Source organism: Micromonospora sp. AKA38, from assembly GCF_027925725.1.
Lineage (GTDB): Bacteria > Actinomycetota > Actinomycetes > Mycobacteriales > Micromonosporaceae > Micromonospora.
In genome coordinates, this window is sequence record NZ_BNEI01000002.1 from 87,728 (window position 1) to 109,730 (window position 22,003).

The 22,003-nt window shown below is 75.0% G+C and carries 18 protein-coding genes; 5 read left to right on the forward strand and 13 right to left on the reverse strand.

The window, feature by feature from the left end; translation table 11 throughout:
- Positions 1 to 8: 8 nt before the first annotated feature.
- From TPA0908_RS04045 to TPA0908_RS04055, 3 genes are all read left to right on the forward strand, one after another.
- Entirely contained in the window at positions 9 to 1,181 is a 1,173-nt protein-coding gene (locus TPA0908_RS04045) for an RNA ligase RtcB family protein (protein WP_281934780.1), read from the forward strand.
- Positions 1,178 to 1,783 (forward strand): peptide chain release factor H, encoded by a 606-nt coding sequence (gene prfH / locus TPA0908_RS04050; protein ID WP_281934782.1) that lies wholly within the window; start codon positions 1,178 to 1,180, stop codon positions 1,781 to 1,783. The genes TPA0908_RS04045 and prfH overlap by 4 nt, the downstream gene beginning before the upstream one ends.
- Before the next feature lie 299 nt (positions 1,784 to 2,082).
- Entirely contained in the window at positions 2,083 to 2,910 is an 828-nt protein-coding gene (locus tag TPA0908_RS04055) for a DUF72 domain-containing protein (RefSeq protein ID WP_281936233.1), read from the forward strand.
- A gap of 53 nt (positions 2,911 to 2,963) precedes the next feature.
- Here the strand turns inward: TPA0908_RS04055 and TPA0908_RS04060 are convergent, their stop codons facing one another.
- The 12 genes from TPA0908_RS04060 to TPA0908_RS04115 form a co-directional block, all read right to left on the reverse strand.
- Positions 2,964 to 4,382, reverse strand: a complete 1,419-nt coding sequence (locus TPA0908_RS04060; protein ID WP_281934784.1) for an ATP-binding protein — start codon at positions 4,380 to 4,382, stop codon at positions 2,964 to 2,966.
- Complete coding sequence (locus tag TPA0908_RS04065; RefSeq protein WP_281934786.1) at positions 4,379 to 6,037, reverse strand: NAD(P)/FAD-dependent oxidoreductase; 1,659 nt, start codon at positions 6,035 to 6,037, stop codon at positions 4,379 to 4,381. The genes TPA0908_RS04060 and TPA0908_RS04065 overlap by 4 nt, the downstream gene beginning before the upstream one ends.
- A gap of 93 nt (positions 6,038 to 6,130) precedes the next feature.
- Positions 6,131 to 6,964, reverse strand: coding sequence for a methyltransferase domain-containing protein (locus tag TPA0908_RS04070; RefSeq protein WP_281934788.1), 834 nt, complete (start codon positions 6,962 to 6,964; stop codon positions 6,131 to 6,133).
- A gap of 33 nt (positions 6,965 to 6,997) precedes the next feature.
- On the reverse strand, positions 6,998 to 7,771 hold the full coding sequence (locus TPA0908_RS04075; RefSeq protein ID WP_281934789.1) for an ABC transporter ATP-binding protein: 774 nt from the start codon (positions 7,769 to 7,771) through the stop codon (positions 6,998 to 7,000).
- Positions 7,771 to 8,508 (reverse strand): ABC transporter ATP-binding protein, encoded by a 738-nt coding sequence (locus TPA0908_RS04080; protein WP_281934790.1) that lies wholly within the window; start codon positions 8,506 to 8,508, stop codon positions 7,771 to 7,773. The genes TPA0908_RS04075 and TPA0908_RS04080 overlap by 1 nt, the downstream gene beginning before the upstream one ends.
- Positions 8,505 to 9,590, reverse strand: a complete 1,086-nt coding sequence (locus TPA0908_RS04085; protein ID WP_281934791.1) for a branched-chain amino acid ABC transporter permease — start codon at positions 9,588 to 9,590, stop codon at positions 8,505 to 8,507. Before TPA0908_RS04085 ends, TPA0908_RS04080 begins: the two co-directional genes overlap by 4 nt.
- Positions 9,587 to 10,459, reverse strand: coding sequence for a branched-chain amino acid ABC transporter permease (locus TPA0908_RS04090; RefSeq protein ID WP_281934794.1), 873 nt, complete (start codon positions 10,457 to 10,459; stop codon positions 9,587 to 9,589). Before TPA0908_RS04090 ends, TPA0908_RS04085 begins: the two co-directional genes overlap by 4 nt.
- Positions 10,460 to 10,462: 3 nt before the next feature.
- Positions 10,463 to 11,656 carry an ABC transporter substrate-binding protein gene (locus TPA0908_RS04095; RefSeq protein WP_281934796.1) on the reverse strand — a complete coding sequence of 398 codons (1,194 nt, stop codon included), beginning with the start codon at positions 11,654 to 11,656 and terminating at the stop codon, positions 10,463 to 10,465.
- Positions 11,657 to 11,705: 49 nt separating this feature from the next.
- A complete protein-coding gene (locus TPA0908_RS04100; RefSeq protein ID WP_107156703.1) occupies positions 11,706 to 12,110 on the reverse strand; it encodes a roadblock/LC7 domain-containing protein in 405 nt (134 codons plus the stop codon).
- Positions 12,111 to 12,127: 17 nt separating this feature from the next.
- Positions 12,128 to 14,542 carry a sensor histidine kinase gene (locus TPA0908_RS04105; protein WP_281934798.1) on the reverse strand — a complete coding sequence of 805 codons (2,415 nt, stop codon included), beginning with the start codon at positions 14,540 to 14,542 and terminating at the stop codon, positions 12,128 to 12,130.
- Between the two features lie 252 nt (positions 14,543 to 14,794).
- Positions 14,795 to 15,244 (reverse strand): helix-turn-helix transcriptional regulator, encoded by a 450-nt coding sequence (locus tag TPA0908_RS04110; protein ID WP_281934799.1) that lies wholly within the window; start codon positions 15,242 to 15,244, stop codon positions 14,795 to 14,797.
- Between the two features lie 144 nt (positions 15,245 to 15,388).
- The gene (locus TPA0908_RS04115) at positions 15,389 to 16,657 is read right to left on the reverse strand and encodes a cytochrome P450 (RefSeq protein ID WP_281934801.1); all 1,269 of its coding nucleotides are present in this window, start codon (positions 16,655 to 16,657) and stop codon (positions 15,389 to 15,391) included.
- 154 nt (positions 16,658 to 16,811) lie between these two features.
- Between TPA0908_RS04115 and TPA0908_RS04120 the strand changes: the two genes are divergently transcribed.
- Positions 16,812 to 17,858 (forward strand): zinc-dependent alcohol dehydrogenase family protein, encoded by a 1,047-nt coding sequence (locus tag TPA0908_RS04120; RefSeq protein WP_281934803.1) that lies wholly within the window; start codon positions 16,812 to 16,814, stop codon positions 17,856 to 17,858.
- A 61-nt stretch (positions 17,859 to 17,919) separates the two neighbouring features.
- On the opposite strand, the gene TPA0908_RS04125 is transcribed toward TPA0908_RS04120, so the two are convergent.
- Positions 17,920 to 21,135 carry an Ig-like domain-containing protein gene (locus tag TPA0908_RS04125; RefSeq protein ID WP_281934805.1) on the reverse strand — a complete coding sequence of 1,072 codons (3,216 nt, stop codon included), beginning with the start codon at positions 21,133 to 21,135 and terminating at the stop codon, positions 17,920 to 17,922.
- Positions 21,136 to 21,384: 249 nt separating this feature from the next.
- Here TPA0908_RS04125 and TPA0908_RS04130 point away from each other — a divergent pair, with 249 nt between their 5' ends.
- Complete coding sequence (locus TPA0908_RS04130; RefSeq protein WP_281934807.1) at positions 21,385 to 21,933, forward strand: hypothetical protein; 549 nt, start codon at positions 21,385 to 21,387, stop codon at positions 21,931 to 21,933.
- Positions 21,934 to 22,003 lie beyond the last annotated feature (70 nt).

Sequence of the window (22,003 nt, forward strand, 5' to 3'; positions counted from 1 at the left end):
GTGACCCGATGTCGACGAAAGTCGGTTGCCGGGCGCGGCGGGGTCCGGGAGGGTGTCGGTCCGTGCCTGCCTCCGTCTCCGTCTTCTCCTCCCCCGGCAGTTGGATCGAGTCCGCCGCACTCGACCAGTGCCACCAGGTCGCCGCGCTGGACGGCATGACGCACGTCGCCGCCATGCCCGACCTGCACCCCGGCAAGGGCGCCCCGATCGGCGCCGCCATGGCCTCGACGGTGCTCTACCCGTTCCTGGTCGGCTCCGACATCGGGTGCGGCATCGCGGTGTTCCCGATCGCGCTGCGCCGGGCCGTACCGGAACGGCTCGCCGCCCGCTTCCCCGACCTGGACCGTGCGCTGCACCCCGAGCGGGACGCCGACGACCCGGCCTGGTCGGTGCTGACCGGCGACGTGCCCGCCGGCCACCTCGACGGCCTCGGCACGGTCGGCCGGGGCAACCACTTCGTCGAGCTGGCCCGCGTCGGCGCGCTCGACGCGCCGGAGCACGCCGAGCGGCTCGGGCTGGCCACCGGCGACCTGGTGCTGGTGGTGCACTCCGGGTCACGCGGGCTGGGCGAACGGATCCTGCGCGAGCACACCGAGGCGCACGGCGCCGGCCCCGCGCCCGAGCCGGACGCCTACCTGGCCCGACACGACGACGCCGTCCGGTGGGGCTCGCTCAACCGGCGACTGCTGGCCGCCCGGGTCGCGTACGCGCTGGGCGCCGAGCCCACCGAGCCGGTCGTCGACCAGTGCCACAACCTGGTGGAGCTCCGTGACGGGCACTACCTGCACCGCAAGGGCGCGGCCCCGGGCGACGGACGGGACGTGCTGGTCGCCGGCACCCGGGGCACCCCGTCCTACCTGGTGGCCGCGCATGCCGACGCGGACGCCAACCACTCGGTGGCGCACGGCGCCGGCCGGAAGATGTCCCGCGCCGACGCGCTGCGCCGGGGCAAGGCCAAGCACACCGTCGAGGAGCTGCGCCGCACGCCGGTCGGCTCGATCGTGGTGTGCGGCGACCGGCAACTGCTGTTCGAGGAGGCGCCCACCGCGTACAAGCGGATCGAGCAGGTGATCGGCGACCTGGTGGCGCACCGTCTGGCCACGCCGGTCACCACCACGGTGCCCCTGGTCACCTACAAGACGCCTGATGTCGCGCCGGGCCGCCGCCGGGGGCGGCGGTGACGGACCTGTTCCTGTCCGCCGGGCGTGGCCCGGCGGAGTGCGCGTGGGCGCTGGCCCGGCTGTTGTCCCGCCTGGAGGCCGACGCCGCCCGGCACCGCCTGGGCACGACCCGGGTGGAGAGCGTGCCGGGTGACCGGCCGGGCACCTGGCGGTCGGTGCGGCTGCGGATCACCGGTCCCGGCGCGGAGGAGTTCGCCGCCGGCTGGACCGGCACGCTCTGCTGGCAGGCGCCCAGCCCCTACCGGCCGGGTCACGGGCGCAAGAACTGGTTCGTCACCGCCCGCCCGTACCGGGCCGACGCCGAGGCCACGCCGTTCCACGAGAGCGACGTCGCGTTCGTGCCCTGCCGCACCGGCGGACCCGGCGGGCAGCACCGGAACAAGGCCAGCACGGCCGTCCGGGCCACCCACCGGCCCTCCGGCCGGACCGTGGTGGTGGACACCGAACGGCACCTGCACCTCAACCGCCGGATCGCGGTCGAGCTGCTGCGCCGGCGGGTCGCCGAGGACGACGGGGCCGCCCGGCGCGACGGCGCGACGGCCCGCTGGCGGACCCACGACGAGCTGGTCCGCGGCGACCCGACGCGAGTGGAGCGGCCGTGACACGCACCGCCGCGCTCTGACCCGCGGCTGCGAGTCGGCGCCCCGGGCTGTTCCCGGCGTGTCGGAGCCGGCGGCAATGGGACGTCTGACGCGGTATACCTCAGCGTCATAATTATGACGCTGAGGTATACCCCTTCACACCTGATTGTTCCTTCGGCGAGGTCACGCACCGTGACCGGGGGCGAGGCGCGGCCCGATCCGACCCGTCGACGGGAGCCGGATACGGTGGGCGCGGTTCGGGCGGTCCCGTCCGACGCCGTGCGGGAGGAGACCGGATGCGGCTGCACGTCGGGTGCGCCATGTGGACGCACCGGTCCTGGGCCGGCCGGTTCCTGCCGCACCCGCTGCCGGCCGGCGAGCGGCTGCGCGCGTACGCCGGCTGGTGCGACGCGGTCGAGGGCAACACCACGTTCTACGCCACCCCGGGCCGGGACACGGTGGCGTCCTGGGCGGAACAGACCGACCCGGAGTTCCGCTTCCTGGCGAAGCTGCCCAAGGTGGTCACGCACGAGCGCCGCCTCACCGGTGGCGAGGCCGAGCTGCGGGCGTTCCTGGACGCGATGGAACCGCTCGGCCCGCGGGCGCACATGCTCTGGGTGCAACTGCCCGGCTCGTTCGGCCCGACCGACGTGCCCGACCTCGACCGGTTCCTGCGTACCCTGCCCGCCACCCACCGCTACGCGGTCGAGGTCCGACACCCCGCCTTCTTCACCGACGCCGACGCAATCCGGCTGCTGGAGCGGATGCTCGGCCGGGCCGACGCGGAGTGGGTCCCGTTCGACACCACCGCGTTCTTCCGGACGCCGCCGACCAGCGACGCGGAGCGGGAGGCGTGGACGCGCAAGCCGCGCCTGCCGAGACGCACCGGGGCGCTGACCGACCGGCCGGTGGTGCGCTACCTCGGCCGGGACGACCCGGCCGCGACGGTCGAGGGCTGGCAGCCGTGGCTGGACGTGGTCGTCGGCTGGCTGCGCGAGGGCCGCTCGCCGACCGTGTTCGTGCACACGCCGGACAACGCGGACGCCCCCGAGCTGGCCCGGCGCTTCCACGACCAGGTGCGCGCCCGCCTGCCCGAGCTGGCGCCGCCGCCCGAGCCGGCCCCGGTCGGCCCGGCCACGCTGTTCTGACCGCCGTCGCGGGCCGCCCGGCCGGCATCGGCCGACCCTCTACCCGCGCCCGGTCAGGCCGGCGTGAGCGGCAGCAGCACCGTGAACCGGGTGTCGCCGGGCTCCGACCGGACCCGGATGTCGCCGTGGTGCTTGTTGACCACGATCCGGTACGAGATGTCCAACCCGAGACCGGTGCCCTCGCCGACCGCCTTGGTGGTGAAGAACGGCTCGAAGATGCGCGGCCGGACCGCCGGCGGGATACCCGGACCGGTGTCGGCGATCTCCACGGTCAGCCGCTCGTCGGTGCGGCCGGTGCGCACCGTCAACGTGCCCTCGCCGGCCATCGCGCCCAGCGCGTTGTCGATGAGGTTCGTCCAGACCTGGTTGAGTTCGGCCGCGTACGCCGACACCGTGGGCAGACTCCGGTCGTACTCCCGGACCACCCGGACACCCGCCGGGATCTTCGCCTGGAGCATCACCAGCGTGGCGTCGAGCAGCTCGTGCACGTCCACCGTCTGGAAGGGCGCGCGGTCGAGCTGGGAATACTGCTTCGCGGCGCCGACCAGCCCGGACACCCGGGTGACCGCGTCGTCGATCTCGCCCATCAGCAGCTCGGTGTCGATGGTGTAGGTGATCCAGTGCACCGCCGACTCCAGGTCGTCGCCGCCGACCGCGGCGTCGACCTGGGCCAGCCAGCCGGTGTCGAGCCCGCCGGCCACCAGCGTCGGGGCCAGCTCCCAGGCCCCGCGTACGCCGTGCTCGTCGAGCCAGTCGGCCAGCTCGTCCTCGGCGTCGCTGGCCGCCAGCGGCGACAGTGTGGGCGCGGCGGCGGCCCGCTTCACCGCTTCCTCCTGCAACGCGACCAGGTCGTGCAGGCGCCGCCCGTCGAGCCGACCGTCGGCGATCATGGCGAGCTTGTGCCGCATCTTGGCCACCCGGCCGCGCAGCGCCGACGTGGCCCGGACCGCCGCCGCCGCCGGATTGTTCAGCTCGTGGGTGAGCCCGGCGGAGAGCGCGCCCAGCGCCAGGAGCCGTTCCCGCTCACCGACGATGGTCTGCGTGTTGCGCATCCCGATGAACAGCCCCTCCAGCAGGTGGGTGGCCATCGGGAACCAGCCACGCATGGCGTCCGCGATGATCGCCGCAGGCAGCGCGAACACCGCGCAGTCGGTGACCGCGCGCAGGCTGTTGCGGTAGCGCTGCTCGGCCGGGTCGCCGACGTACGCCTGCATGGCGCCGCCGTAGACGCCGCGCTGGCTGGTGCGGCTCACCTCCACCTCGTCGCCCTGGACCCGCTGGTGCATCGCCACGGTGCCGTCCAGCAGCACGTAGAAGCAGCTCGCCGGCTCGCCCTCGACGTAGACCGCCTCGCCGGTGCGACGCCGCTCCACCCGGCCGTGCTCGGCCAGGTGGGCGAGCTGCTCCTGGGTCAGCGACTCGAACAGGAACAGCCCGCGAAGCTCGTCGGTGGTGAGCCGATCAGCACTCATTGCGCCTCCAGGTACCGGTGCACCAGTGAGACCGCCATCGCGCCCTCCCCCACCGCCGACGCGACGCGCTTCACCGAGTCGGCCCGCACGTCCCCGGCGGCGAACACGCCCGGCATGCTGGACTCCAGGTGGTAGGGGTCGCGCGGCAGGGACCAGCCGGCCGGCCGGTGGCCGCCCCGGGTGAGGTCCGGCCCGGTCAGCACGAAGCCCCGACGGTCCCGGACCACCGCGCCGTCGAGCCAGTCGGTGTGCGGCTCCGCGCCGATGAAAACGAACAGCCACGAGGTGTCCGCGTCCCGGGTCTCGCCGGTGCGCATGTCCCGCAGCGTCACCCGCTCCAGGTGCTCCTGACCGGCGCCGCCGACGACCTCGGTGCACGGGTGCACCTCGATGGCGTCGATCCGGGCGATCTGGTCGATCAGGTAGCTGGACATCGACCGGGACAGGTCGTCGCCGCGGATGAGCAGGTGCACCCGGCGGGCGTACCGGGAGAAGTGCACCGCGGCCTGGCCGGCCGAGTTCGCGCCACCGACGATGTAGACGTCCTCCCCGGCGCAGCTCGGCGCCTCACTCGCCACCGAGCCGTAGAAGCAGCCGCGCCCGGTCAGCTCGGCCAGCCCGGGTGCCGGCAGCATCCGGTAGGAGACGCCGGTGGCCAGCACCACGGTGTGCGCGGCGACGCTGCTGCCGTCGCTGAACCGCAGCACCCGCGCGCCGCCCGCGTTCTCCAGCGACACCACCTCGCGCGCGCTGAGCAGCTCCGCGCCGAACCGCAGCGCCTGCCGGCGGGCCCGGTCGGTGAGCTGGGCGCCGGAGACGCCGTCCGGGAAGCCGAGGTAGTTCTCGATCCGGCTGCTCTGCCCGGCCTGCCCGCCGGTCGCCCGCCGCTCGATCAGCACGGTCCGCAACCCCTCCGAGGCGCCGTAGACCGCCGCGCCCAGCCCGGCCGGGCCGGCGCCGACCACCACCAGGTCGTAGAACTCGGCGGCCGGCGTGGTGGCGAGGCCGACCCGCGCGGCCAGGTCGGCCGTCGTCGGCCGCACCAGCGACGTGCCGTCCGCGGTCACCACCAGGGGTACGTCGTCAGCGGTCACGCCCGCGGCGCTGAGCAGCCCGGCGCCCTCCGGCTCGTCGGCGAGCACCCAGCGGAACGGCACCAGGTTGCGGGCCAGGAAGTCACGCGCCGTGAACGACGGCGCCGACCAGCGGTGCCCGACCACGCGCAGCTCGGGCGTGGTCGTGGCGCCCTCCGCGGTCCACGCCGCCAGGAGCTGGTCCAGCACCGGGTAGAGCTTCTCCTCCGGCGGGTGCCACGGCTTGAGCAGGTAGTGGTCGAGGTCCACCACGTTGATCGCGTTGATCGCGGCGTCGGTGTCGGCGTACGCGGTGAGCAGGACCCGGCGCGCGGCGGGGAAGAGGTCCATCGCCGCCTCGAGGAACTCGATGCCGTTCATCTGCGGCATCCGGTAGTCGGCGAGCAGCACCGCCACCTGCTCGCCGCGCAACTTCAACTCGCGCAGCGCGTCCAGAGCCGCCTCGGCGGAGTCGGCCCGGACCACCCGGTAGCGGTCGCCGTAGCGACGCCGGATGTCGCGGGCGACCGCCCGGGAGACGGCCGGGTCGTCGTCGACGGTGAGGATCGCGGGGTTGGGCATGCCGTCCATCCAAGCACCCGCCCTGGCCGACCCGCACCACCAGACCGGGTGGCGCGGGCCTCGGCGGGGGTCCACTACGCCGAGGCCCGCGCGTCACCGCCGCACCGGACCCCGACGCCGACCCCGGGTCGACACGAACTGGTACGACATCGCGGCGAACCCGGGGTCGCGCAGGAGCCGGCGGAACGCGTCGAGCTGGCCCGGCGACAGCCCGGCGTCGAGCAGTTCCGGCTCGAGCTGACGGGAGTTCGTGCCGTACAGCGAGATGCCGAGCGAGCCGCCCGCCCAGCTCTGCGCGTGGCTGACGGTGTCGACGTCGACCAGGCCGGCGGCGGCCAGTTCGGCGTGCACGTCCTGCGCCCAGGCCAGGTCCGCGCCGTGGCTCTGGAGGATGCTCAGCATCGCGTCCGTGACCTGGGCGAAGAGTTTCGCCGCGTCGTCGCTCGGCGCGGTGAGCACCCGCAGCGGCGCGGTGCAGTCGAACTCCTCGACCACCAGCCACCCGCCCGGGGCGAGCGCGCCGGCCAGCGTGCGCAGGACCCGGCGCCGCTCCGGCAGGTGCAGCAGCACCAGCCGGGCGTGGATCACGTCGAACCCGTCCCCCGGCGGCGGCTCCCGGCGCACGTCGTGCCGGCGGACGTCGAGGTTGCCGGCCGGCCGCAGATGCGTCAGGTCGAGGTCGGTGGCGAGCACCCGGCCGCTCGGGCCGACGGCGGCGGCCATGGCGCGGGCCACCGAGCCGCCGCCGGCGCCGACCTCCCAGCACCGGACACCGGGGGCGAGCAGCGGCGCGGCGAGCCGGCCGGTGGTGATCGGGTCGAGGAAGGCTTCGAGCGCCTGCAGTTGGGGCACCGCGTCGGCGGCGCCGGTGTCGAAGGCGTAGTCGCTCCCGGGGGCGGACTCGGTCTCGGGGACGTCGGTCGGCATCGTTCCTCGTTCCTGTGTTCGTGGTCGGTCGGTTCACGGGCCCGAGGGCGTGGGCAGCCCGGGCCGGGGCCGGGGAGCCGGTGGCTCCGCGACCGCGGCGACGCTGAGCAGCGCCGCCACCGCGCCCGGGTCGGCCCGGGCCTCGTCGGCCGGCCGGTCGTAGACCACCCGGCCGTACTCCAGCACCGCGACCCGGTCGGCGACCTCGACCGCGTGCCGGATCTGCTGCTCCACCAGCAGCACGGTCAGCCCGGCCCCGGCCAGCGACCGGACCAGGTGGCGGACCCGCAGCGCCAGGTCCGGTGCGAGCCCTTCGCAGGGCTCGTCGAGCAGCAGCACGCGGGGCTGGCCGAGCAGCGCCCGGGCGATCGCCAGCATCTGCTGTTCACCGCCGGAGAGCTGGTCGCCGCGGTGCCGCAGCCGGTCGGCGAGCCGGGGCAGCAGCTCCAGCACCCGGGCGACCGTCCAGCCCTCGCCGCCCGGCGTCGCCGCCCGCCACGGCGCGGCGGCCAGGACCAGGTGCTCGGCCACGGTCAGCCGGGAGAAGACCCGCCGGCCCTGCGGCACCAGTCCCACCCCGGCGCGGGCGATCCGGTGCGGCTGCCGTCCGGTGACCGGTACGCCGCCCAGCTCGACCCGCCCGGCGTGCGGCCGGACCAGGCCGGCCACGCAGTGCACGAGCGTGCTCTTGCCGGCGCCGTTGCGGCCCACCACCACCTGCACCGTGCCGGGCCGCACGTCGAGGCTCACCTCGTGCAGCACGGTGCCACCGGCGTAGCCGGCGCAGAGCCGGTCGATGCGCAGCATCACGTCACTCCCTCCGCGTACGCCTCCCGGACCGGGCCGGACGCGCGGATCTCGGCGGGCGACCCGGTGGCGAGCGTCCGGCCGTCGCGCAGCACGGTCACCGTGTCGCAGAGCGCGTAGACCAGGTCCAGCCGGTGCTCGACCAGCAGCACCGCGACCGCGCGGGGCAGCCCGCGCAGGAACTCCGCCAGCCAGCCGACCTCCGCCGCGGACAGCCCGGCGGCCGGCTCGTCGAGCAGCAGCAGCCGGGGCCGCCCGGCCAGCGCCACCGCGATCTCCAGTTGCCGGCGCTGCCCGTGGGCGAACTGCCCGGCCGGCGTCGCGGCGAGGTCGCCGAGGCCGACCCGGTCCAGCAGCGCGTCCGCGGTGCGCCCGGCCGCCCGCCGCCGCGCCGCCGGCTGCCACCGGCCGGCCCGCCGGGGCAGCGCGGCGACCAGCACGTTCTCCCGGGCGGTAAGCGAACCCCAGACGGCGGGACGCTGGTGGATCCGGCCGAGGCCGCGCCGGGCCCGGGCGGCCGGCCCGAGCCGGGTGACGTCGTGCCCGCCCAGCCTGATCCGGCCGGCGGCCGGCCGGGTGGCGCCGGCCACCACGTCGAGCAGCGTGGTCTTGCCCGCGCCGTTCGGCCCGATCAGCGCGTGCCGCTGCCCGAGCGGCAGCCGCAGGTCGACGCCGTCCAGCGCGGTCAGCGACCCGTACCGCACGGTGACCGCCTCGGCGGTGAGCAGCGGCGTCATGCGCGTACCCCGGTCACCGCGGGTGGCCGGCGGACGTCGCCGGGACGCGCGTCGTCCGGGGCGGACGGCGGCCGTGCACGCCCGGCCCGCCGGGTGCGGCGGGCGGTGGGCAGCAGGTGCGCGACCACGACGAAGGCCAGGCCCAGCACCAGCGGCGCCTGCCCGGGCAACGCGCCGAACAGCCAGTCCCGGGCGGCGACCACAAGCACGCCGCCGACCAGCGCGCCACCGACCGAGGCGGTCCCGCCGACGACCACGCCGAGCAGCAGCAGCGCGGAGGTGTCGAACCCGAAGTCGGCCGGCGAGACGTACTGCTGCGCGGTGACCAGCAGCGAGCCGGCGGCGCCGGCGATCGCGCCGGCGGCGACGTGGACGCCGGCCACGTGCGCCGCCACCCGGTGCCCGCTGGCCCGCAGCCGCGCCTCGTCGTCCCGGCCGGCCCGCAGCAGCAGCCCGACCCGGCCGCGCAGCACCAGCAGCACCAGGCCGGCCAGCACCGCCACCACCACCAGCGTGTAGAGGTAGCGGGCCCGGTCGGTGGCCAGCACCGGCAGCCCCCACAGCGGCCGGGTCGCGGCGATGCCGGCGAGACCGTCCGTGCCGCCGGTCACCGACGTCCACCGGCCGGCGAGGACCACCGCCAGCTCACCGACCGCCAGCGTGATCATCAGGAGCACCACCCCGCGGGCCGGGAGCACCAGCGGCAGCGCCACCACGGCCAGCGCCGCCCCCGCCCCGGCCGCGACGAGCAGGTGCACCGGCCCGACGTCGGAGAGCTGGCCGCCGACCACCGCGCCGGCGTACGCGCCGGCCGCGTAGGGCGCGGTCTGGCCGAGCGTGGGCAGCCCGGCGACGCCGGTCAGCAGCGCGACGCTCACCGCGACCAGGCCCAACGCCAGCGTGCGGGCCAGCAACGCCACGGTGTAGTCGTCCACCGTCCAGGGCGCGGCGACCAGGCCGACCAGCACCGCCGCGGCGACGGTCACACGCAGCAGCCGGACGGCCCGCTCCCGCACGTCGTCCACCGCGCGCCGCCCGGACCACGTGGTCACCCGCAGCGCCCGCACGGCCCGGTCCCTCATGTCGCCCTCCGGGCGGTGGCCAGGCCGCGCGCCCGGACCGCGAGCACCACCGCCATGGCGGCGAAGAGCAGGAACGGGGCGGCCGACGGGACGAGCGCCACGCCGAGCGTCTGGATCTGCCCGACCGCCAGCGCCGCGAGCAGCGTGCCGGTCATCGAGCCGAGGCCACCGAGCACCACCACGACCAGGGAGAGCAGCAGCACCGCGTCGGCGGTGCCCGGCCCCGGACCGATGATCGGCGCGCCGAGCACGCCCGCGGCCCCGGCCAGCGCACCGGCCGCGGCCAGCACGCCGACCCGCACCACAGCCGGGCTCACCCCGAGCGTGGCGACCATCTCGGCGTCGTCGACCGCGGCCCGCACCAGCATGCCGGCCCGGGTGCGACGCACCACCAGGTGCAGCAGGCCGGCGAGCAACGCGGCCACCAGGATGAAGACCAGCCGGTACGCGGCGTAGCGGTGCCCCGCCACCGCCACCGACCCGTCCAGCGCGGCCGGTACCCGGACCGGCGGGTCGTCCGGGCCGAACGCGGCCACCAGCAGGCTGCCGCCGGCCAGCGCGACGCCGAAGGTGACGAGCGCCTGGGTGAGGTGCCCGGCCGCCGCGACGCGGGTGAGCAGCACCGCGACCAGCGCGCCGGCGGCGGTGGCGGCGAGCACGCCGACCGCCAGCGCGAGCGCCAGGCTGGCCCAGCCACCGTCCAGCAGCGCGGCGGCGGTGTAGCCGCCGATCGCGAACAGCGTGCCGTGGGCCAGGTTCAGGATACCGGCCACGCCGAAGCAGAGCACCAGCCCGGACGCGGCGACGAACACCAGCAGCCCGTAGGCGACCCCGTCCACGGCCGGGACGACGTACGGGTCGACCGGCACGTCTCAGCCGCCCACGGTGGCGAGGTCGCCGACCACGGTGTTGGACAGCGCCCGCCCGTCCGGGCGGACCTGACGCAGGTACCACTTCTGCACCGGGGCGTGGGTGGTCGGCGAGAACTGCCAGGTGCCGCGCGGGCTGGCGATCTGCCCGAGCTGACCGATGGCCGCGTTGATCCGGTCCGGGGTGGCGTCGTCGCCGGCCGCCGCGATCGCCCGGTCCAGCACCGCCGCCGCGTCGTAGGAGGCCATCGCGTACGTCGTCGGGGAGCCGTCGTGCTCGGCCTTCCAGGCGGCCACGAAGGCCCGGTTCTCCGCGTTGTCGAGGTCCGGTGAGTAGTTCAGCACCGAGTAGATGTCCCGCGCCGCGTCGCCCTGCGCGTCGAGCACACCGCCCTCGGTCAGGAAGCCGGCGGCGTAGAGCGGTACGTCCCTGATCTCCGAGCGGGCGTACTGCTTGACGAAGTCGATGGCGGCGCTGCCGGCGTAGAACGTGTAGACCGCGTCCGCGCCGGACGCCTTGATCCGGGCGAAGTACGGGGTGAAGTTGGTGGTCGCCGGGAACGGCGTGAACGTGGTCTTGCCGTCCGGGTTGGCCAGCTTCCCGCCGGCCTTGGCGTACGCCTCGGTGAAGCCCCGCAGCTCGTCCCAGCCGCCCTGGTAGTCCGGGCCGATCGCGTAGACGCTGCCCTTGACGTCCTCGCGCACGTGCGCCGCGATCGCCTCGCCGGGCTCGTCGGAGAGGTAGGAGGTGTGCCAGACCCGGGACACGTCCTTGAGTTCCGGCCGCCCGTTGGAGCCGACGAACGGCACCTTCGTCTCGGTGAGCAGCGGTTGGACCGCGGCCACCGAGCCGCCGCCGACGATGCCGGTGAGCGCCACCACCCGGTCCTGTTTGAGCAGCTTGGTGGCGGCGGGCACGGCGGTGGCCGCGCCGTTGCCCTCGTCGGCGACGACCACCTCGACCGTCCGCCCGCCGAGCTTGCCGTCGTGGGCGGACAGGTAGAGCTGGAAGCCGTCGCGGATGTCCTTGCCGACCGACTGGTAGGTGCCGGAGAGCGACGCGAGCAGGCCGATCTTGACGGTGCCGCCGGGACCGGCGGTCGGGCCGTCGTCGGCGCAGGCGGGTGCCGCGAGCAGGACGAGCGCGAGCAACGCCGCGGTGCGGGCACGGCTGCGCCGGGTCAGGTTCAGGGACATGGTGTCTCTCCTGGTGTCAGGGGTGCGGAGTCCGGCGGGACGCCGGCGGTCAGCGGCTGCGGCTCAGGGCCGCCCGGGCCGCGGGGGTGAGCGCATCGCCGATGCGGTTCGCCAACTCGGCCATCTCGTAGGAGACCTTGCCGACGTCGCACCGCGGATCGGCGAGCACGAGCAGGGAGGCGCCGTCGTTGAACGCCATGGAGAACATGAAGCCGCCCTCCAGCTGGGTGACGTTGGAGATCACCGCGCCGGCGTCGAAGAACGCCGCCGCGCCGCGCAGCAGGCTGACCAGCCCGCTGCCGGTGGCCGCCAACTGGTCGGCCCGGTCCGGCGGGAGGCCGCGGGTGGCGGCCACCATCAGACCGTCGCTGGAGATGGCGATCGCGTGGGTGACCTCGGCGGCGCGCTCGGCGAACGCGTCCAGCAGCCAGCCGAGATCCTGGTGGTCGGTCACGTGCACTCCCTGTCGGGTCAGTTGGTGATCAGGTTGGTCCGGCGGCCGGCGACCCCGCGGGCGTACGCCGCCATGGCGGTGGCCACCCGCGCCGGGTCCCGGTGCTCGGTGGCCTGCCGGGGCGCCGGGACACCGCCGGGCACCAGGTGCTCCTGCGGCTGCCGGCGCGGCAGCCCGGACGTGGTGGTGCCGGCGACCCGGGGCTCGTCGGCGCGCGCCGCGGTGCGCCAGGCGTCGTCCGCCGGGCCGGCCCAGGACGCGTCGTCGCCCGGCCGGTCGGCCTGGAACCAGTGGTTGACCTGGTCGAAGATGATCAGCTCCTCGGTGGGGGCGGCGGCGGCCGACGACGCCGGCTGGAACACCGGAGCGACCGGGAGCGCCCGGTCGGCGGCCGGACCACCGGCCCAGGGCTGCGGGGCGGGCCGCGCGCCGGCGGGCGCCACAGCGGGCCGCGCGCCGGCGGGCACGACGGTGGCCGGCACGACCGGGGACGCGACCGTGGCGCGGGCCGCCCGGCGGGACGGTCGCTCGGGGGTGAGCAGGAACTCCTCGGGCGGCAGCAGCCGGAGCAGCGCGGCCGGCAGGGCCACCTCGGCGATGGTGCCGCGCCGCGGCCCGGACCGGAGCTGCACGGCGGCGCCCAGCCGGGTGGCGAGCTGCCCCACCACGACCAGTCCCATCGCCCGCACGGTGGCCACGTCGATGGCGGGCGGCTGGGCGAGCAGGTCGTTGAGCTGCTGCCGCCGGAGCGGGGGCAGGCCGACGCCCTCGTCGCTGATCTGCACGATCACCCGGTCGCCGAGGCTCCGGCCGGTCACCCACGCCTCGGTCGCCGGCGGCGAGTAGCCGGTGGCGTTCTCCATCAGCTCGGCCAGCAGGTGCACCACCTCGTCGACCGACTCGGCGGCCACCGCGACGTCGCCGTCGACCAGGCCGAGACGGATGCGGGCGTAGTGCTCGATCTGGCTCTGCGCGGCCTGGAGCACCTGCGGCAGCGGCACGTCGTGGTGGCGGACCCGACCGACGCCCACCCCGCCCAGCACGAGCAGGCTGGCGTTGATCCGGCCCATCCGGGTGGCGAGGTTGTCCAGCGCGTAGAGCTGGTGCAGCCGGTCCGGGTCGGTCTCGTCCCGCTCGACGCGGTCCACCTGGGCCAGCACGGCGTCGACCAGGCGCTGTTCCCGCCGGCTCAGGTGGATGAAGATCTCCGCCGTGTTGGCCCGCATCACGGCCTGCTCCGCAGCGGTCCGCACGGCGGCCCGGTGCACCGCGTTGAACGCCTGCCCGACCTCCCCGATCTCGTCGTCGCCGGAGACCTCCAGCGCGTCGACGGCCTGGCGACGGGCCAGGTCGTCCGGGTCGACCGAGGCGCTGTCCGGCTCCTGGAGCCGGGCCACCACCTGGGGCAGCCGCTCGAACGCGACCGCGTTGGCCGCGTCCCGCAGCCGGCGCAGCCGCCGGGTGATCTGGCGGGCCACCGCCCAGGTGACCAGCGCGGTCAGCAGGAGGGCAAGCAGGGCCGCCGCCGCCTCCACCACGGTCCGGCGACGTTGGTCCGCGTGCGCGGCCCGGATGTCGTCGAGCACCGCCCCGTCGACCCGCAGGCGCAGCTCGGCCAGGCGGACCGCCCACTGCTGGGTGGCGGTGAGCCAGGTGCCGAGGTCCAGTTCGAGGCGGTCTCCCGCCGCCGTCCGGGCCACCTGGTCGAGGAGCCGTTGCAGCCGCAGCGCGTTCTCGCCGCTGCCGGCCTGCTCCCACCAGCCCTGCCAGGCCGGCCGGGCGAGCGCCTGGAAGGCCAGCGACGCCTCGGTGACGCCGGTCCGGGCGGCGGTGATGTCCTGCTGGAGCGCGGGCGTCACCTGGCCGGCGGTGACCGCGCGCAGCACGGCCACCTGCTGCTGACCGACCGCCTCGGCCACTTTGGACAACGCGGCGGAGGCGCGGATGCCGTCCGCGATCCGCGGCTCGACCACGCCGAGCGTGACGCTCTCCCGGAGGCCGAGCAGGTCGGCGATGACGATGCGGTAGCTGAACGTCATCGCCGAGACCGAGGCGCGTTCGGCGGTGCGGACCTGCGCGCGCAGCGGGGCGAGGTTGGCCAGCGCCGCGTCGATCCGCGGCAGGACGGCCTGCTCGGCGGCGGCGCCGGCGGGCACCCGGGCCCGCTGCCGGCGGTATCCGGCGACCGCCGCGTCGGTGGCGGTGGTGGCGTCGGCGAACGCGTCCTGCTGGTCGGGGGCGCCCCGGGTGAGCAGGTCGGCGGCGACGATCCGCTCGTACTGCAACCGGTGGGCCAGGCCACCCGCCTCGGCGCCGAGCTGGGCGAGCTGGCCGAGATCGCTGGCGCGGGCGGTCTGTCGGGCGCTCTCGGTCAGTGCCAGTCCGGCGAAACCCATCACGGCGACGAGCGGGGCCGCCACGATGAGGCGCATCCGGCCGCCGATGCGCCACCGACGGCGGCGGGGCGGGTAGGGTCGGGCCGCGTGGGACCTCGTGCTCGACGCCACTGCTGACTCCCCGCGCTGATCGGCAAACTTCTATCTGCACTTGCGGATTGCACGTCTCATTCCGCCGGAAGCCACGCGCCGAGGCCAGACCCGACCGTGGTACAAACAGGCCGTACCAGCATCTGTACCCAGAGTTGGCGACGCCGACGGCACACCCGGACGGGGCATCGACCCCGATCAGTGCCGGTTGGCCGCCGACGGCGGCGGGCCCTCCGGTTCGGGCTGTGCGAGCACCTGACCGATCAGTTCCCGCAGCTCGTCGATGGCCGCCACCACCGCCTGCGGATCGCGCGGATCGCGCCGCGCGGCCGGTGGACCGACCGGGTCCACCTCGCCGAGCCGGGGCCCCCGCCGGCCGTCCGCCGCCAACTGCTCGACGGCGACCTGCGGCCACAGCTCGGCGAGCCGCCCGCCGGTGGCGAGCACCTCGTCGCACCGGACGGCGAACTCCTGGCTGCCGAACCGCCGGCCGGACTCGACCGCGGCGACCGTCTCCCGGCTGAACCGCACCCGCTCGGCCAGCGCCCGCTGGGTCAGGCCACGCCGGGTCCGCCAGCGGCGCAGCTCGGCACGGAACTGGCGGCTGGCGGCGGAGGGAGCGGCGCTCGACGCGGGCGTGCGATCCATGTGCTCACCTTCGCGACGCCGGACCGGCATCGGCAGCAGATCGAGGACGGGCGATGACTGGGCGTTCGCAGGGGGTCATTCTTAACCCACCGGCGTACGGGTGTGAAGACGTGACTGCGCTGCGTGTCCGCCGACGCCGCCCGGTCACGCCACCGGCCGCGCGACCGGACGGCGGTCGGTCGGCACCGGCGGCGCGACGGTCACCGGCAGCCCGCGGTGCGCGCGGAACGCCAGGTTGGGCCGGAAGACGCGGGGATGCCCCGGGGCCGGCCTCAGGTCCGGCAGGGCCGCGGCGAGACGGGTGAGCGCGGTGCCCGCCTCCAGCCGGGCCAGCGCCGCGCCGATGCAGAAATGCGGGCCGTGACCGAAGGAGAGGTGGTCGTGCGCGTCCGGCCGGTCCGGGTCGAACCGGTCCGGGTGGCCGAACACCGCCGGGTCGCGGTTGGCGGCGCCGATCAGCAACAGGCAGCGCGCCCCGGCCGGGATGGCCACGCCGCCCAGCGTGACCGGGTGGTTGGTGACCCGCAGCCAGCCGTCGATGGCGGGCGCGAAGCGCAGCGTCTCGGTGACGAACGCCGGGACCCGCTCCGGGCGCTCGGCGAGCGAGCGCCACCGGCCCGGCTCGGACAGCGCCCGGTCCACCGCGTGGGCGAGCAGCCCGGCCGTGGTCTCGTGCCCGGCCACCAGCAGGTTGAACACGATGCTCGACGCCTCGGCGACGGTCAGCACCTCGTCGTCGCCGCCCCGGTACGCCAGCAGCTCGGCGACGTAGTCGTCACCGCCGCCGTCCAGCCGGCGCCGCACCAGGTCCTGGCAGTAGTGCCAGAACTCCAGCAGCCCGCCGGCCAGCCGGACCTGCTCGGCCGGGTCGGGGCTGCCCCAGATCAGGGCGATCTGCCCGTCCGCCCAGGCCCGGATGCGCGGCACGTCGCACGCCGGCACGCCGAGGATGTCGAGCAGCACCAGCAGCGGCAGCTCGGCGGTGAACGCCGGGACCAGGTCGACCTCGTCGCCGACCCGGGTGGCCAGCCGCGCCACCAGCTCGTCCACCCGGCGACGCACGATCCGGCCGTAGCGCTGCTCCACCCGTTCCGGGGTGTTGGCGAACGTGACCCGCAGCGCCCGGCGGGTGCGGGGGTGCACCGGCGGGTCGGCCGCGGCGGTGGTGGGTGGCGCGTCGATGCCGGCGACCAGGGCGAGCGCCTCGGGGCAGATGTCGTACACCGGGGCGAGCGTGAGCGCGTTGCCGAACGTCCGCGCGTCGGCCAGCGCCCGCCGGACGTCGGCGTGCCGGGTGATCAGCCACAATCCGAGTTCGTCGTCGTGGTGCACGCCGCCGTCGGCGGCCAGCAGGCGGGCCCAGACGCCGGCCGGATCGGTGAGATACGCTCCCGCGAACGGATTCAACCGCATGACCGCCTCCTGCACTACCGGCCGCTTTCCTTACCGTGCGCCACCACACGAACACGCGTCAAGATTTGCCGGCATCAATATATTTCTGCCGCTTTCCCGCAACTTGCGCCCTGCCCCTTGCCCTCCGCACATCAGGGCCGGGGAGGATGGCGGGATGCGGGCGGTGGTGTTCGAAGAGTTCAACGCGTGGCCCGAGGTGCGGGAAGTGGCCGACCCCGTCCCGGCGCGCGACGGGGTGGTCGTCCGGGTCGGCGCGACCGGGCTGTGCCGCAGCGACTGGCACGGCTGGCAGGGCCACGACCCGGACATCCGGCTCCCGCACGTGCCCGGGCACGAGTTCGCCGGTGTCGTCGCCGCGGTCGGCGCCGACGTACGCGGCTGGCGGCCGGGCGACCGGGTCACCGCGCCGTTCGTCTGCGCCTGCGGGCGGTGCCCCACCTGCCTCGCCGGCGACCAGCAGGTCTGCGAGCGGCAGACCCAGCCGGGCTTCACCGGCTGGGGCTCGTTCGCGGAGTACGTGGCGGTGCGGCACGCCGACGTCAACCTGGTCCGGCTGCCGGACGAGGTGGACGACGGGACCGCCGCCGCGCTCGGCTGCCGGTTCGCCACCGCGTTCCGGGCCGTGGTCGCCCAGGGCCGGGTGGCCGCGGGCGAGTGGGTGGCCGTACACGGGTGCGGCGGGGTGGGCCTGTCCGCCGTGATGATCGCGGCGGCGAGCGGCGCCCGGGTGGTGGCCGTGGACGTCACGCCCGCCGCGCTGGCGCTGGCCCGGCGCAGCGGCGCCGCGGTCTGCCTGGACGGGTCGGCGCTCGGCGGACCCGGCGAGGTGGCCGCCGCGGTCCGGGACGCGACCGGCGGCGGCGCCCACCTCTCGCTCGACGCGCTGGGCAGTCACGCCACCTGCGTCGCCTCGATCGAGGGCCTGCGCCGGCGCGGCCGGCACGTGCAGGTCGGGCTGTTGCCCGCCGCGCAGGGCCGGCCCGCGCTGCCGATGGACCTGGTGATCGCCCACGAGCTGGAGTTGCGGGGCAGCCACGGGATGCCCGCCCACGCCTATCCCGAGCTGCTGCGGCTGGTCACCGCCGGGGTGCTGCGCCCCGGCGAGCTGGTCACCGGCGTCATCGGGCTGGCCGACGCGCCCGCGGCGCTGGCCACCATGGACCGGCCGGCCACCGCCGGGATGCGGCTCGTCCGCCCCTGACGGCGACGGGCCGGCCCGGCGTCGGGAGAACCGACGCGGACCGGCCCGCGGCCGACCGGGATCAGTCGGCGACGGTCACCGAGACGGTACGGACCGGCTGCTGGTACTGCCCGTAGTTGTCCATGCCCCGGATCGTCACCGTGTACGTGCCGGCCGGCACCACCGGCGACGTGTACGCGAAGTTCGACCCCGGCGAACCCGGGCTGGTGAGGAACGCCGCGATCCACGTGCCGGCCCGGCCGAACGTGCCGGCCGCGTTCATGCCCTGCCCGGCGGCGTTGGTGATCTGCAACTCCACCTTCTGCATGCCGACGTCGTCGACCGCCCGGCCGGTCACCACGATCCGGCCACCGGTGTAGACCTCGCCCTCGACCGGCGTGATGCTCGGCTCCAGCGTCGGGTCGAGGTCACCGGGGTAGACCAGGTACTTCGCGGTGGCGCCACTGGTCGAGCCGTCCTGCTGGCCGGCCGTGTCCACCGCCCACGCCTCGACGCTGTAGGTGCCCTTCGTGGGCAGGTCGACCGGGAGCGTGAACGTGGTGCTGGTGGCGTTCGGGGCGGCGAGCGTCGCGTCGAGCGTGGCGAACGCCGCGGCCATCGTGCCGTTCGGCTGGACGTACCGGCCGGTGTCCAGGTCGCGCAGCGCCACCCGGACGGCCTTCACGCCCTTGTCGTCGGTCGCCGTGCCGGCCAGGTCGAGGTGCAGCCGGTCGACGTTCTGGTCGGTCCCGGTGAAGCTGAGCAGCCCGTTCGGGAAGGCGTCGCCGGGCACCTGCGCGGTGACGGTGAGCCGGCCCAGGTTGGTGTTGGACGTGGTCAGGCCCAGCCTGTCGGTGGCGCGTACCCGGAAGTCGTAGACGCCGGGGGTGAGCGGAACCGTGGTGAAGGACCAGTCGAACGTGGCGGCGTCGAGGTTGGTCGGGGAGATCCGGTGGTACGCGGCGACCGAGTCGGCGCCCCAGGTGCCGTCCGCGGCCAGCGCCTCGCGGGTGGTGTTGTTGCGCAGGTAGATCTCGACCGACTTCAGCGCGTCCTCGTCGGCGGCGGTGCCGGCGAACGTGACCGTCGCGCCCGGCGCCACGGTCAACGGCGCGGCGGCGGTGGGCGGGGTCATCGCCACCGGCGCGGTGATCGCCACGGTCGGCGGGACACCGGTCGCCGAGACGGTCCAGTCCCGGGTGTCGCCGCGCAGGTCGCTCTGCCCGGCCGTGTCGACCGCGGTGGCGGTCATCCGCCACTGCCCCTCGGTCGGCAGCGTCACCTCGTACTGCCAGGTGGCGGACGTCGCGCCGAGCACGTCCGGCTCGCCCCGGAACGTGTTGTAGACCGCCGCGACGCTGCCGTCGTCCTGCAGGTACCGGTTGTCCGGCGTGCGGAACGAGTAGATCATCGAGCTGACGCCCTTGTCGTCGGTCGCGGTGCCGGTGGCGACGAAGCTCTGGGTGGCGATCAGGCCGGCGGTCGGCGCGGTGATCCGGGTGGCCGGCGGCAGGTCGTCGAAGCGGAACGCCTCGATCTTCTTGATCGCCTTGGTGGTGTCGCCGGCCCCGTCGCGGCCGACCGTCTTCGCCTGGATCTGGTAGACGCCGGCCGGCAGCGACACCGGGAGCTTCCAGGTGGTGGACGTGGCGTTCGGCGCGGCGACCGTGGCGTTCAGCGACTTGAACGCACCCCAGGTCGTCAGGTCTGCCTGGAGGTACTGCCCGCTGTTGCGGTCCATGACCTCGACCTGGACCTTGGACACGCCGGCCGGGGCGAGCGCCTGGCCACCCAGGTCGAACGACTCACCGGCCTGCTTCACCGCGCCCTCGATCGGCGTGGTGACCGTGGTGTCCAGCGCCGACGGCGCCGGCTCCTTGGACAGGTCGAAGAACGCGACCCGACCGGTCGTCTTGCCGCCCTTGACGTTGCCGTCGCCGCCGACCAGCAGACCGCGCGCGGTGGCCAGCATCGCCTTCTCCCCCTCGTACGAGTTGGAGCCGGGGTTCCACTCCAGCGCGGTGCCGGTGAGCGGGTCCAGCGCGCCGAGGTGGTCGCGGCGGACCACCTGGTCGCCGAGGCCGTAGCCGCTCAGGCCCTGGCCGGTGCCGTAGCCGACGTTGTCCAGCCCGGGCCACGGCACGTTCGAGGTGGGCGACTCCTGCCAGCTGAAGTGACCGCCGACGTAGACGGCGGTGTCGGTGATCGCGACCGAGTAGATGCTGTCGAAGTGCCGGGAGATCCAGAGCGGCTCGACGTGGTCGTTTCCGGTCAGCGAGTACGCGATGGCGGTGTCGTTGATCGGCGGCCGGTCGCCGCCCGAACCACTGGTGACCACGAAGTACGAGTCGTCCGGCGCGATGTCACCGGCGAAGACGCGCTGGATGCCGCCGACGAAGGAGAGGTTGTCCTCCCACAGCCGGGTCCGCCACGGCAGCAGCGCCTTGCTGGCCGTACCGATCAGGGCCACGCCGTAGCGGTCCTGCCCGGCGATCTGGCGGCCGGTGTGCACGACCAGCAGCTTGCTGCGGTCGTGGGTGAGCTTGAGCTGCTGCACGGTGAGCATGCCGCCGACGCCGATGCCACCGGTGACCGGCAGGTTGAACGCGGTGTCGACGGCGCCGGTGGTCGGGTTCAGCGCGGCCAGGCCGCTGCGGGCGACGCCGTTGACGGTGGCGAACTGGCCGCCGACGTAGACGGCGGTGGGGCTCACGGCCAGCGCGGTCGCCCGCGCGCTGGCGGTCGCGGTGAACGCGGCCACCGGCGCGCCGGTGGTCGGGTTGAGCCGGGCGATCTTGCGCTTGGTGACGCCGTTGATCGTGTTGAACGAGCCGGCGATGTAGAGCGACGTGCCGTCCGGCGACGCCTCGACGGCTGCCACAGCGCCGTCGATGGTCGGCTTGAAGCCGGTGTCCACCTTGCCGGTGTCCAGGTTGTACGAGGCCAGCGACTTCTGCGCGATCGCCGTGCCGCCGACGTTCGCGATCGAGGTGAACGTGCCGGCGATGAAGACCCGGTTGCCGATCACCTCGATGTCGGTGATCTCGCCGTTGGTGATCCGCGGCGTGTCGGTGCGGGGCGTGCTCGGCATCAGCCGGGTGTCCCCCGGCGTGACCTGCGCCCTGGTGACGACCGTACGGGCGGCGCCGAGCGCGGCGCGGCCCCCCGTCGCCTGGGCGCCGGTGCGCCCGGTGACACCGGCGTCGGTGACGGTGACGACGCCGGCCAACGCCGGCACCCCCGCCACCACGACCGCGCCGGCGGCGAGCACCGCTACCGCGCGACTCCAAACTCGCATCGAGACAACTCTCCCTGTCCGCCCGGACGGCGCCCCTCGGGTGGCTCCCGACTTCCCTCCGTCCGCGTGCCGGACGTCACCGTAGGAGGCAAGGAGTTCTCGCGATACGTTGCCGCACCGGTAATCGACCGCTCGTCATCAATTCCGGCCACACGGCGACCCCGCTCCACCGATCGGCTGGCCGCCCGCCTACCGCCCGGGCCCCCGTCGCGCCTTTCGGCCCGTCCCGCGCCGTCCGGCCCGTCCGCCATGATCGATCCCGTCGTCGACGCGGCGGCGGAGGGCGGGGCGGTGACCGGCGGACGACGGTCGGGCGTCACCTGCCGACACAAAGCGCCGAGCGGGGAAACCGTTTTCGGCGAACGCCGAACATCCGACAGCAGCGGGCGCGTCGGAGCAATTACCGAATCGGTCGCGGAAATTCGGCACGCCGACGCCGGAACGCGCACACCGATTGTCGGCGGCCAGAAACCGCGCCAGCTACGCCAGGAACCGTATTCCATCGAAGATCACGCTGTCAACGACGCCGTCAACAGCCACAATGAGCAGTCGGTACGGGCTCGCCGCCGCCCGCCGACCGCATCCGGCATATCCCTCCACAATGGTGTCGAGGCGGCGGAAGCTCCCGATGACCGATACGGGCGACATCACCCCGGGGACCGCCCCGGAGTGCGCGTCGAGCCGCCGCAATCACATTTCTTACCGGCCTCCGGGAACTGGCCGAACGTGCAGCGCCCGACACCGAAAGCATCGACCGGCGGCACGATTCGGGGATCGGCGGACAAAGATCGTCGGTGACATGATGAACCCGGTTCCCCATCGAGGAATCCTGATCTTTCCACCACCCCGGCCGACCGGACGGTCCGGC

Bases quoted from the DNA above. Each gene is read 5' to 3' on its own strand.
- TPA0908_RS04080 (WP_281934790.1), bottom strand. From the start codon at position 8,508: ATGACGCCGCTGCTCACCGCCGAGGCGGTCACCGTGCGGTACGGGTCG.
- TPA0908_RS04110 (WP_281934799.1), bottom strand. From the start codon at position 15,244: ATGGATCGCACGCCCGCGTCGAGCGCCGCTCCCTCCGCCGCCAGCCGC.
- TPA0908_RS04125 (WP_281934805.1), bottom strand. From the start codon at position 21,135: ATGCGAGTTTGGAGTCGCGCGGTAGCGGTGCTCGCCGCCGGCGCGGTC.
- TPA0908_RS04060 (WP_281934784.1), bottom strand. From the start codon at position 4,382: ATGAGTGCTGATCGGCTCACCACCGACGAGCTTCGCGGGCTGTTCCTG.
- TPA0908_RS04115 (WP_281934801.1), bottom strand. From the start codon at position 16,657: ATGCGGTTGAATCCGTTCGCGGGAGCGTATCTCACCGATCCGGCCGGC.
- TPA0908_RS04085 (WP_281934791.1), bottom strand. From the start codon at position 9,590: ATGAGGGACCGGGCCGTGCGGGCGCTGCGGGTGACCACGTGGTCCGGG.
- TPA0908_RS04075 (WP_281934789.1), bottom strand. From the start codon at position 7,771: ATGCTGCGCATCGACCGGCTCTGCGCCGGCTACGCCGGTGGCACCGTG.
- TPA0908_RS04120 (WP_281934803.1), top strand. From the start codon at position 16,812: ATGCGGGCGGTGGTGTTCGAAGAGTTCAACGCGTGGCCCGAGGTGCGG.
- TPA0908_RS04045 (WP_281934780.1), top strand. From the start codon at position 9: ATGTCGACGAAAGTCGGTTGCCGGGCGCGGCGGGGTCCGGGAGGGTGT.
- TPA0908_RS04070 (WP_281934788.1), bottom strand. From the start codon at position 6,964: ATGCCGACCGACGTCCCCGAGACCGAGTCCGCCCCCGGGAGCGACTAC.
- TPA0908_RS04130 (WP_281934807.1), top strand. From the start codon at position 21,385: ATGATCGATCCCGTCGTCGACGCGGCGGCGGAGGGCGGGGCGGTGACC.
- TPA0908_RS04095 (WP_281934796.1), bottom strand. From the start codon at position 11,656: ATGTCCCTGAACCTGACCCGGCGCAGCCGTGCCCGCACCGCGGCGTTG.
- TPA0908_RS04105 (WP_281934798.1), bottom strand. From the start codon at position 14,542: ATGCGCCTCATCGTGGCGGCCCCGCTCGTCGCCGTGATGGGTTTCGCC.
- TPA0908_RS04065 (WP_281934786.1), bottom strand. From the start codon at position 6,037: ATGCCCAACCCCGCGATCCTCACCGTCGACGACGACCCGGCCGTCTCC.
- TPA0908_RS04055 (WP_281936233.1), top strand. From the start codon at position 2,083: ATGTGGACGCACCGGTCCTGGGCCGGCCGGTTCCTGCCGCACCCGCTG.